Here is a 10,806-nt window from a genome sequence, read left to right as displayed (position 1 = left end):
GGACCGAGTACGGGATCAGCCCCAGTGCGAACGCCATCAGGATGAAGCCCATGGACCGGCCCGCCTCGACGCCGCTGCTGGAGTACAGCAGGGCCCTGAGGCGGTCGGCTCAGACGTTGACGCCGAAGTCCTGCGCGATGCCGCGCAGGCCCGACGCGTATCCCTGGCCGATGGCGCGGAACTTCCACTCCGCCCCGTTGCGGTACAGCTCGCCGAAGACCATGGCGGTCTCCGTCGAGGCGTCCTCGCTCAGGTCGTACCGGGCGAGCTCGGTGTTGTCGGCCTGGTTCACCACGCGGATGTACGCGTTGCGGACCTGGCCGAACGACTGCTGGCGGCTCTCGGCCTCGTAGATCGAGACCGGGAACACGATCTTGTGAACGTCGGCCGGAACCCCGGCCAGGTTCACCTTGATGACCTCGTCGTCGCCCTCGCCCTCACCGGTGAGGTTGTCACCGGTGTGCTCGACGGAGCCGTCGGGGCTCTTGAGGTTGTTGAAGAAGACGAAGTTCGAGTCGTTGGCGACCTTGCCCTGGTCGTTGGTCAGCAGTGCGCTGGCGTCCAGGTCGAAGTCACCCCCGGTGGTGGTACGAGCGTCCCAGCCCAGACCGACGATGACCGCGGTCAGGTTGGGGGCGGCCTTGGTCAGCGAGACGTTGCCGCCCTTGCTGAGGCTGACTCCCACGAGTCCTCCCAATGGTGTGAGGGGCCGGCTTGGTCAGCGTCCCCGTCGTGCGTTGGCATCGGATCAACGTCTGGATCCTAGTGACCGGTTCCCGCCTCAAACAGGCGATTCGGCCGAAGGTTCACAGGGTGTCGAGCGCCTTGACGTAGTCATTCAGGTCCCGGGCGTCCGGCAGGCCGTTCTCGACGGTCCAGCGGACCACGCCGTCCTTGTCGATGACGAAGGTGCCGCGCACCGCGCAGCCCTTGTCCTCGTCGAAGACCCCGTACGCGCGCGAGACCTCGCCGTGCGGCCAGAAGTCCGAAAGCAGCGGGTACTCCAGACCCTCCTGCTCGGCGAAGACGCGCAGGGTGTGGATCGAGTCGTTGGAGACGGCGAGCAGCTGGGTGTCGCGGTCGGTGAACTGCGGCAGGTTGTCCCGCAGCGCGCACAGCTCGCCCGTGCAGACGCCGGTGAAGGCGAACGGGTAGAAGAGGAGCACCACGTTCTTCTCGCCGCGGAAGTCCGAGAGCTTCACGGTGCGGCCGTGGTTGTCCTTCAGCTCGAAGTCCGGGGCCTTGGTGCCGACCTCGATCGCCATGGAAACGCATCCCTTCTGTGGGCCTGGACCGGCGGCCGCGGTGGGCCGTCCGGTGCGCCCCACCCTACGCACAGGGCCCCCACCGGCGGTGCCGGTGGGGGCCCTGGGGCGTGGAGGGTCAGCGCTTGCCGGACTTCAGGCGGGTGCCCGACCAGTCCTTGCCCACGCTGATGCTCTTGGCCGGGGAGAGGCCAGCAGTCTGCGCGGCGTCGTTGACGTCACTGGGCTCGACGTATCCGTCCCGGCCGGTCTTCGGAGTCAGCAGCCAGATGGTGCCGCCGTCCTCCAGGAGGCCGATGGCATCGACCAGGGCGTCCGTAAGGTCGCCGTCCTCGTCGCGGAACCAGAGAACGACGACGTCGGCGACGTCGTCATAGTCCTCGTCAACGATGTCCTGGCCAATCAGGGACTCGATGCCCTCGCGGAGATCCTGGTCGACGTCTTCGTCGTAACCGATCTCCTGGACCACCTGTCCGGGCTCGAACCCCAGCCTGATGGCCGGGTTGGTCCGCTCCTCCGCGTGGTCCGCGGTCGCGCTCACGGCTTGCCTCCTGATCTTGATTCGGTAAGTAATGCGGCCCCACGCACGCGCGAGGCTTGGGCGTAGTCCACACGGGCGGGACGAATCGCGCAAGTACCAGGCCCCCGAACCCGCCCTTTGGGGTGCAGTGTGCCCCCGGTAAGCGGCAAACCCGGGCCCGGTGGTGATTCATCCCACACCCTTGCAGATAGTTTGCACGCTTCTGCTCCGTGCGTACGCCAATCGGGGTGACGCGCCCTTTGGGAACACGCGCACGGCTTGGGCGTAAGGTTGCGATTTGGGCGGCCGCACACCTCGTTACCCCTCGGTAGAGATGACGTTTGCGTCCTCGCGGTCCACGATGGGATGCGGCGCACCAACCCCGCACGCCCCCGACAGCGAAGGAACAGCGTGGCTTCCGGATCCGATCGCAATCCGATCATCATTGGCGGCCTTCCCAGTCAGGTCCCGGACTTCGATCCGGAGGAGACCGAGGAGTGGCTCGCCTCCCTGGACGCGGCGGTGGACGAGCGGGGGCGTGAGCGCGCCCGCTATCTGATGCTCCGCCTCATCGAGCGGGCCCGCGAGAAGCGCGTGGCCGTGCCCGAGATGCGCAGCACGGACTACGTCAACACGATCGCCACCAAGGACGAACCGTTCTTCCCCGGCAACGAGGAGATCGAGCGCAAGGTCCTCAACGCGACCCGCTGGAACGCCGCGGTGATGGTCTCGCGCGCACAGCGACCGGGCATCGGGGTCGGCGGCCACATCGCCACCTTCGCCTCCTCCGCCTCCCTCTACGACGTGGGCTTCAACCACTTCTTCCGGGGCAAGGACGACGGCAGGGGCGGCGACCAGATCTTCTTCCAGGGGCACGCCTCCCCCGGCATCTACGCCCGCGCCTACCTCCTGGACCGGCTCTCGGAGCAGCAGCTCGACGCGTTCCGCCAGGAGAAGTCCAAGGCGCCGTACGGGCTGTCCTCGTACCCGCACCCGCGTCTGATGCCGGACTTCTGGGAGTTCCCGACCGTCTCGATGGGCCTGGGCCCGCTCGGCGCGATCTACCAGGCGCGGATGAACCGCTACATGGAGGCGCGCGGCATCGCCGACACCTCCGACTCGCACGTGTGGGCGTACCTGGGTGACGGCGAGATGGACGAGCCGGAGTCGCTGGGCCAGCTCTCCATCGCCGCACGCGAGAACCTCGACAACCTGACCTTCGTCGTCAACTGCAACCTCCAGCGCCTCGACGGCCCGGTGCGCGGCAACGGCAAGGTCATCCAGGAGCTGGAGTCGCAGTTCCGCGGCGCCGGATGGAACGTCATCAAGCTGGTATGGGACCGCTCCTGGGACCCGCTGCTCGCCCAGGACCGCGACGGCATCCTCGTCAACAAGCTGAACACCACGCCGGACGGCCAGTTCCAGACGTACGCGACGGAGACCGGCGGCTACATCCGCGACCACTTCTTCGGCGGCGACCACCGGCTGCGCGCCATGGTCGAGAACATGACCGACCAGCAGATCCAGCACCTGGGCCGCGGCGGTCACGACCACAAGAAGGTGTACGCGGCGTACGCGGCGGCCAAGGCGCACAAGGGCCAGCCGACCGTGATCCTCGCCCAGACCGTCAAGGGCTGGACGCTCGGCCCGAACTTCGAGGGCCGCAACGCGACCCACCAGATGAAGAAGCTGACGGTCGAGGACCTCAAGCGCTTCCGCGACCGGCTGCACATCCCGATCACGGACGCCCAGCTGGAGGCCGGCGCCCCGCCGTACTACCACCCGGGCCGCAACTCCGAAGAGATCCAGTACATGCACGACCGCCGCAAGGGGCTCGGCGGCTATGTGCCGACCCGTGTGGTGCGCGCGAAGCCGCTGCCGCTGCCGGAGGACAAGACGTACGCGGCCGCGAAGAAGGGCTCGGGAGCGCAGTCGATCGCCACCACCATGGCGTTCGTCCGCATCCTGAAGGACCTCATGCGGGACAAGGAGATCGGCAGGCGGTTCGTGCTGATCGCACCTGACGAGTACCGCACGTTCGGCATGGACGCGTTCTTCCCGAGTGCGAAGATCTACAACCCCCTCGGCCAGCAGTACGAGGCGGTCGACCGTGATCTGCTGCTCGCCTACAAGGAGTCCCCGACCGGTCAGATGCTGCACGACGGCATCTCCGAGGCGGGCTGCACGGCCTCACTGATCGCCGCGGGCTCGGCGTACGCGACGCACGGCGAGCCGCTGATCCCGGTCTACGTCTTCTACTCGATGTTCGGTTTCCAGCGCACCGGCGACCAGTTCTGGCAGATGGCCGACCAGCTCTCGCGCGGTTTCGTCCTGGGCGCGACCGCCGGCCGCACCACGCTGACCGGCGAGGGCCTCCAGCACGCCGACGGACACTCGCATCTGCTCGCCTCGACCAACCCGGGCTGTGTCGCCTACGACCCGGCGTTCGGGTACGAGATCGCGCACATCGTCCAGGACGGGCTGCGCCGGATGTACGGGGAGACCGCCGACGGCAAGCCCGGCGAGGACGTCTTCTACTACCTGACCGTCTACAACGAGCCGATCCAGCACCCGGCCGAGCCGGCGGACGTCGACGTGGACGGCATCCTCAAGGGCATCCACCGCTACGCCCCGGGCACCGCGGGCACCATCCCGGCGCAGATCATGGCGTCCGGCGTGGCCGTCCCGTGGGCCGTCGAGGCGCAGCGGATCCTCGCCGAGGAGTGGAACGTACGGGCCGACGTCTGGTCCGCGACCTCCTGGAACGAGCTGCGGCGCGACGCCGTCGAGGTGGAGGAGCACAATCTGCTCCACCCGGAGGAGGAGCAGCGCGTCCCGTACGTCACGCGCAAGCTGACCGGCGCCGAGGGGCCGTTCGTGGCCGTCTCGGACTGGATGCGGGCCGTGCCGGACCAGATCTCGCGCTGGGTGCCCGGCCGGTACACCTCGCTGGGCGCCGACGGGTTCGGCTTCGCCGACACCCGGGGCGCGGCGCGGCGCTTCTTCCACATCGACGCCCAGTCGATCGTCCTGGCGGTGCTCACCGAACTCGCCCGGGACAACAAGGTGGACCGCTCGGTCCTGAAGCAGGCCGTCGACCGCTACCAACTGCTCGACGTCACCGCGGCGGACCCGGGGGCCGCAGGGGGCGACGCGTAGCCGTCACGTTTCCGAGAGGGCGGTGGGACCGGTTCCGGTTCCACCGCCTTTCGGCGTTCGTATGACCGCTTCACCGCTTTTACGATGCGCACATGAAGCAACTACCCGCACAGACGCGGTGGGAGCGGCGGACCCAGTGGCCGCTGCTCGCGCTGGCCGTCTCCTTCGCCCTCGCGTACACCGTGCCCGTCGTCCATCCCGGGGCGGGGACCGGGGTGCAGGACGTGTGTGTCGGCGTGGAGTGGGTGGTGTGGGGCGCCTTCGCCTGCGACTACCTGGTTCGGCTCGCCCTGTCCGGGCAGCGGCTGCTGTTCGTCCGCACCCACTGGCTGGACCTGCTCGCGGTGGTGCTGCCGCTGATCCAGCCGCTGCGGCTGCTCCGGGTCGTCTCCACGCTCGCCCTGGTGGGGCGGCGGGCGCGGATGGCCCCGCAGATACAGCTGACCGTCTATGTCGGCGGGGCGGTGGTCGGGCTGCTGATGTTCGGCTCGCTGGCCGTCCTGGAGGTGGAGCGGGGCGCGCCGACCGGGAACATCAAGACGCTGGGCGACGCCGTGTGGTGGTCGTTCACCACGATGACCACCGTCGGCTACGGCGATCACGCGCCGACCACCGGGCTCGGGCGGCTCATCGCGGTGGGCCTGATGCTGTCCGGCATCGCCCTGCTCGGTGTGGTGACGGCGAACATCGCGGCCTGGTTCATCTCCCGCTTCGAGCGCGACGGCGAGGAGGAGCGGCGCCAGACCGCGCTCCTGGAGACGCTCACCCAGGAGGTGCGGTCGCTGCGCGGGCAGGTGGCGGCGCTGGCGGGCGGGACGGAGTGCACCTGCGAGCGCGGCCCCCGCAGCGCGCCTCTGCCCTGACGGGGCACTCACCGCCCCTCAGCTCTGCCAGATCTTGAACGCCCGCACCCGGTAGGGGTTCCGGGGCACCCAGGACCCGCCGCCCGGATGTGTGTCGAACTCGGCCGTCTCCGCGCACTCCTCCGACTGGTACGCCGTCACCGGGCGGCCCGTCCGGTTGGCGAGGGACACGGCGTCCGTGCCGGGCGGTAGCGCCGTACAGCTCTCGATCTCGATGTTCCTCAGGTCGTACACCTGCCGGGCCCCCTTGAAGTCCGGCTGCTTCCAGAGGCACAGCTCGCCGGGCGCGCAGGCGCCGAGGCGCGGCGGGGCGGCCGCCCGGGCCGGGGCGGGCAGCAGGAACGCGGTGGCGGCGAGGACGGCCGCGGCTGTGGTCTGCGTACGCATGGTGGGATCAACCCCCGTGTCATCGGCTTCGGTTGATCAGTGAACGCACCCCGATCACCCCGAGTTTCCTTCCGGCCCCACTTCACCCGGACAGGTGAAGCCCCGCCGGATCGCTGACGACCGCGCGCGAGGGGCTGAACACGGAGAGCGATCCGTGGGCGCGCGTCGCTGCGGCCGCCTTCGCCGGTGTGACGAGAATCGCGCACGGCCCGTGGGGGCGAGGTGAGGACACCGGCACGGACACCCTGCGGCGGCCGACCGAAACCCGTCCCGACCAGTTGGGACCGGCCCTCGCGGGCGACCGGCGCACCTGATCCCCAGAGGCGAGCCGCAGCGGCGCGCCGCACGGAGCGTGCGCCCGCGCGCGCGGTAGGTGAGGCCTCCCCACCCTCCACGACCTGGTTCAAACGTGATCTGAGTCACTGTCACCCCAGTGGGCCTTCCGGGCCTCCTACTCTGTACCGCAGTGACTTCCTTCGACTCCTCCCCCACACTCAACGTCTGGCGCGCCCTGCTCGCGCTCGCCGTCGTGTTCATGATGCTCGCGACCTCGGGCTGGACCGCGGTCCGCGGCCACCAGATGTCGACCGAGCCACGCTCCGTCGCCCTCGCCGCCTGGGCGAAGGGCACCCTCGACGGCGAGAAGCTCCCCGCCCCGGACACCTCACCGCGCCGGCTCACCCGCTTCTTCGCCTCCCTGACGGCCGTCGAGCGCACCGACCTGGTCCGGCGCTACCCGCTGGTCGTCGGCAACCTGAACGGCGCGCCGGTCCCGCTGCGCTACGAGGCGAACCGGCGGGCCCTCGTCGAGGCGCGCGACAGCGAACGCGCCCGGATGCACGACAGCCGGCTCACCACCGACGGCCGCCAGAGCGCGGGCCGCCGGATGCACCGGTACGAGTCGCTGCTCGCCGGTGACCGGCAGATCCTCGCCTTCGACCCGTCGGACAGCGGACGCGTCGCCGAGGTCTTCGGCGACCTCGAACACGCCGAGCGCATCTCGATGGTCGTCCCGGGCGTCGACACGAACGTCATGACGTTCGAGAAGAGCACCCGCAAGTACTCCGCCCCGGTGGGCATGGCGCAGTCGCTCTACGCGGCGGAGCGCGCGGCCGGGCCGCGCACCCGCACCGCGGTGATCGCCTGGGCCGACTACACCACCCCGTCCGGGCTCGGCATCGACTCCGCGATCGGCCGGCTGGCCGAGGACGGCGCGGTCCGGCTCGACAAGCTGGTCCGCTCCCTGCCGGGGAACGCGCCGGTCTCCCTCTTCTGCCACAGCTACGGCTCGGTGCTGTGCGGCGTCGGCGCGCACCGGCTGCCGCCCCGGGTGGTTGACATAGCGGTCGCGGGCAGCCCCGGCATGCGCACCCAGAGCGCCTCCCACCTGGGCACCTCGGCCCGGGTGTGGGCGATGCGGGACCGCGACGACTGGATCGAGGACGTGCCGCACCTGGACGTCGCCGGCCTGGGCCACGGCGCGGACCCGGTCTCCTCCGGGTTCGGGGCGCGGGTGCTCTCGGCGGCCGGTGCCGTCGGCCACGGGGGCTATTTCGAGCCGGGCACACAGAGTCTCGCCAACTTCGCCGCGATAGGCGTCGGTTCGTACCAGTCCGTCAGCTGTCTCAAAGCCAATTCGGCCTGCCAGCGCGGTATTTCCGGCGCGGACGAGGCCTGACGCGCGTAGAAATCGGCGCCGCCGCGGACGTACGTATGACATTGCGGCCGGCGCCGAGGGGGGACGCGCGGGCGTGCGCCGCCTACGATGAGGTGCATGGGTGATGTGCTGGCCGGAATTCATGCCACCTGGGAGTTCGAGCCCGACTCCGTACTCATCCGCTTCGAACGGGGGATACGCACGCCGAAGCTGTTCACGGCGCTGCGCGAACGGCGCATCCCCCACGAAGCGTTGGAGTCGGTGACGCTGACCCAGGGCAAGCGCGGCACGGTGGTGCTGCACGCGGTGCCGAGACCGGGCGCCGATCCGCTGATGGAGGCCGCGGCGGGACAGCTCAAGGACGGGTGCGACCCGTACCGCCTGGTGCTGCCCGCGGAGCGCGAGACGCTCGCCGAGTACTACGCGGACGAGCTGCGCGCGCTGCTCGCACCGGACGCGGCGGAGCCTTCGGAGCGGTACGTGGTGGCGGCGCCCGAGCTGCCGCAGAGCTTCAAGGCGTACGACGGGAAGGCCTCCTTCGACGGCCGCCAGGTGTCGTTCCGCTGGTTCTGGACGGGCGCCTCCTCGGCGAAGTGGAAGGCGGGCGACCAGACGTTCCCGCTGGCGTCGCTGTGCGGGGTCGAATGGCGCTCGCCCGAGGCCTTCGACGGCCATCTGCGGCTGGTGCGGCGCGACGCCGAGGCCACCGCGCCGCAGGCCGACCAGGACCCGGCGGCGGTCGTCTTCGGCCTCGGGTACGGGCCGGTCCACGAGTCCCTGCCGTTCGCTGCGGCGGTCCTCCAGGCGATCCGGGGCGCGGCCGGCGCGCCGGTCCCGGTGGCCCACGCGTCCCCCGGGCGGCGCGACCCGGCGGACATCGCCGAAAGGATCCGGCACCTGAGTGAACTCCATCAGGCCGGGCTGGTGACGGACGCGGAATTCAGCGCGAAGAAGGCGGAGTTGCTGGCGGAGCTGTAGAGCGCCCCTCCGGCGGCTGAGGAGCGGGGTCCGGGGCCGAGCCCCGTGGCCCGCTCCCCGGCCGCCTGGGCTGATCACGCCATGAACAACGCGCCCCGCACTGTGCTCAGCTCCCTCGTCCTGGCCCTTCGCACCCCGGCCGAGTCCGTCGAGCCACTCCTCGCGCGAGCGCCGCGGCGGTGGCAGCGGAGGGCCCCGTACGCCGTCGTCCTCTGCTTCGTCGTGGTGCTGCCCCCGATCACGGTCACCGTGCTGATGCACGACTACAGGGCGCCCGGCGGCTGGGCGGGGGCGCTCGCCGTGGCGCAGACCGCGCCGCTGCTGCTCGCCGTGGTCCGGCCGCTCCAGGCGTGGTGGATCGTGTTCGCCGCCATCGCGACGGGCGACGCGTGATGCCGGGGCCGGGCGCGTCGCGGTCGCCGGGCACGGCCGCGGGAGTCAGCCCTCGCGTCCCACCGACGTGGACGACATGTCCGGGTAGCGGTCGCCCGCCACCAGGTCCGCGATCGGCTCAAGCGTGGCCAGTTCCTGGGCGGTCAGGGTGATACGGGTCGCGGCCGCGTTCTCCAGGAGGCGGGTGCGCTTGCGGGTGCCCGGGATCGGGACCACCGTCAGACCGTGCACCTGGGCGCGCTGCTGCACCCAGGCGAGGGCGATCTGCGCGGTGGTCGCCCCGCGCTCGGCGGCGATCTTGTGCAGCGGCTCCAGGAGCGCGGTGTTGGCGCGGGCGTTGTCGCCGGTGAAGCGCGGCTGGTGGCGGCGGAAGTCGCTGCCCGACAGCTCCTTCGCCGCGTCGGCGAACGCGCCCGTCAGGAAGCCGCGCCCGAGCGGCGAGTACGGCACGAAGGTCACGCCGAGCTCGGCGGCGGCACCGACCGCGCTGCGCTCCACGTCCCGGCTGAAGACCGACCACTCCGACTGGAGGGCGGCGATGGGGTGCACCGCGTACGCCTCGCGCAGCTCGGCGCCGGTCACCTCGCTCAGGCCCAGGTGCTTGACCTTGCCTTCCCGTACGAGGTCGGCCATCGCGCCCACCGATTCGGCGAACGGGACGCCGGGGTCGCGTCGGTGCATGTAGTAGAGGTCGATGACCTCGACGTTCAGGCGGCGCAGGCTCGCCTCGACGGCCTTCTTGATGTAGGCCGGATCGTTGCGGACGGCCCGGTGGCCCGGATCGTCGGCGCGGCGGTCGATGGCGAACTTGGTGGCCAGGGTGATCTCGTCGCGGTGGGCGGCGAGGAACGGGGCCAGGAACTCCTCGTTGGCGCCGGACCCGTAGATGTCGGCGGTGTCGATGAGCGTGACGCCCGCCTCGACGGTCGCCTCCAGGGTGTCGCGGGCGGCGGCCTCGTCGGTCTCGCCGTAGAACTCGCTGATGCCCATGGCGCCGAAGCCCTGGACGCCGATCTCGGGGCCGCCGTCGCCGAGGCGTACGGTGGCGATCTTCTCGGTGCTCGTGCTCATAGCCGTTCAGGCCCTCTCCGACGCCCGCCGGGCGTCCGCGTAAAAGTCGATCTTGCGATCGAGGACGGCGAGCGTGTCCTGGAGCTCCGCCATGCGCGTGATGACGTCGCGCCGGGTCTGCTCCAGGAGCTCCTGCCGTTCGTCGAAGGTGTGTTCGCCCTCGCGGACCAGCTCGGCGTACCGGACCATGTCCGCGACCGGCATCCCGGTCAGCCGCAGCTTGGTGACGAAGACCAGCCAGTCGAGGTCCTTGTTGGTGAACCGCCGCTGCCCGGTGTGCGAGCGGTCCACGTGCGGCATCAGGCCGATCCGCTCGTACCAGCGCAGGGTGTGCGCGGTGAGCCCGCTGAGGGCGGAGACCTCGCTGATCGTGTAGCGGTCCTGGCCCTCGGGTCGCGGGTGCGACGGGCGGGTCTTGCACAGGTCCACGACCGCCGACTTCACAGGGATGCTCTCGATCACCGTCATGACCCCCACGCTAGAACGTTGGAGTGCACTCCAAGCAAGTGCAAT

11 protein-coding genes are annotated in these 10,806 nt (G+C 70.5%); 5 read left to right on the top strand and 6 right to left on the bottom strand.

The window, feature by feature from the left end; genetic code table 11:
* Positions 1–109 precede the first annotated feature (109 nt).
* From ACFWA7_RS29570 to ACFWA7_RS29560, 3 genes are all read right to left on the bottom strand, one after another.
* Positions 110–685 (bottom strand): TerD family protein, encoded by a 576-nt coding sequence (locus tag ACFWA7_RS29570; protein ID WP_101392355.1) that lies wholly within the window; start codon positions 683–685, stop codon positions 110–112.
* Between the two features lie 121 nt (positions 686–806).
* Complete coding sequence (locus ACFWA7_RS29565; RefSeq protein ID WP_344074759.1) at positions 807–1,265, bottom strand: peroxiredoxin; 459 nt, start codon at positions 1,263–1,265, stop codon at positions 807–809.
* 118 nt (positions 1,266–1,383) lie between these two features.
* Positions 1,384–1,806, bottom strand: coding sequence for a DUF3052 domain-containing protein (locus ACFWA7_RS29560; protein WP_371652548.1), 423 nt, complete (start codon positions 1,804–1,806; stop codon positions 1,384–1,386).
* Positions 1,807–2,196: 390 nt separating this feature from the next.
* On the opposite strand from ACFWA7_RS29560, the gene aceE reads away from it, so the two are divergent.
* Positions 2,197–4,944: a pyruvate dehydrogenase (acetyl-transferring), homodimeric type gene (aceE, locus tag ACFWA7_RS29555; protein WP_385543839.1), complete on the top strand. Its 2,748-nt coding sequence runs from the start codon at positions 2,197–2,199 to the stop codon at positions 4,942–4,944.
* Between the two features lie 92 nt (positions 4,945–5,036).
* Complete coding sequence (locus ACFWA7_RS29550) at positions 5,037–5,807, top strand: potassium channel family protein (RefSeq protein WP_385826121.1); 771 nt, start codon at positions 5,037–5,039, stop codon at positions 5,805–5,807.
* Positions 5,808–5,825: 18 nt separating this feature from the next.
* Here the strand turns inward: ACFWA7_RS29550 and ACFWA7_RS29545 are convergent, their stop codons facing one another.
* Positions 5,826–6,194, bottom strand: a complete 369-nt coding sequence (locus tag ACFWA7_RS29545) for a peptidase inhibitor family I36 protein (protein ID WP_385543845.1) — start codon at positions 6,192–6,194, stop codon at positions 5,826–5,828.
* 466 nt (positions 6,195–6,660) lie between these two features.
* On the opposite strand from ACFWA7_RS29545, the gene ACFWA7_RS29540 reads away from it, so the two are divergent.
* The 3 genes from ACFWA7_RS29540 to ACFWA7_RS29530 all read left to right on the top strand — a co-directional run bounded on the left by ACFWA7_RS29540 (position 6,661) and on the right by ACFWA7_RS29530 (position 9,222).
* Positions 6,661–7,872 carry an alpha/beta hydrolase gene (locus ACFWA7_RS29540; protein WP_385826119.1) on the top strand — a complete coding sequence of 404 codons (1,212 nt, stop codon included), beginning with the start codon at positions 6,661–6,663 and terminating at the stop codon, positions 7,870–7,872.
* Positions 7,873–7,968: 96 nt separating this feature from the next.
* The gene (locus ACFWA7_RS29535; protein ID WP_385543854.1) at positions 7,969–8,829 is read left to right on the top strand and encodes a DUF4429 domain-containing protein; all 861 of its coding nucleotides are present in this window, start codon (positions 7,969–7,971) and stop codon (positions 8,827–8,829) included.
* 81 nt (positions 8,830–8,910) lie between these two features.
* Positions 8,911–9,222, top strand: a complete 312-nt coding sequence (locus tag ACFWA7_RS29530; protein WP_385543857.1) for a hypothetical protein — start codon at positions 8,911–8,913, stop codon at positions 9,220–9,222.
* 45 nt (positions 9,223–9,267) lie between these two features.
* On the opposite strand, the gene ACFWA7_RS29525 is transcribed toward ACFWA7_RS29530, so the two are convergent.
* Both ACFWA7_RS29525 and ACFWA7_RS29520 read right to left on the bottom strand, forming a co-directional pair.
* Positions 9,268–10,293 (bottom strand): aldo/keto reductase, encoded by a 1,026-nt coding sequence (locus ACFWA7_RS29525; protein ID WP_385543860.1) that lies wholly within the window; start codon positions 10,291–10,293, stop codon positions 9,268–9,270.
* A gap of 6 nt (positions 10,294–10,299) precedes the next feature.
* Positions 10,300–10,761, bottom strand: coding sequence for a MerR family transcriptional regulator (locus ACFWA7_RS29520; protein ID WP_385543863.1), 462 nt, complete (start codon positions 10,759–10,761; stop codon positions 10,300–10,302).
* Positions 10,762–10,806: the final 45 nt, after the last annotated feature.

Origin of the sequence: Streptomyces sp. NPDC059994 (assembly GCF_042737755.1) — a bacterium.
Taxonomy (GTDB): domain Bacteria; phylum Actinomycetota; class Actinomycetes; order Streptomycetales; family Streptomycetaceae; genus Streptomyces.
This window is presented reverse-complemented; position numbering and strand designations above follow the sequence as displayed.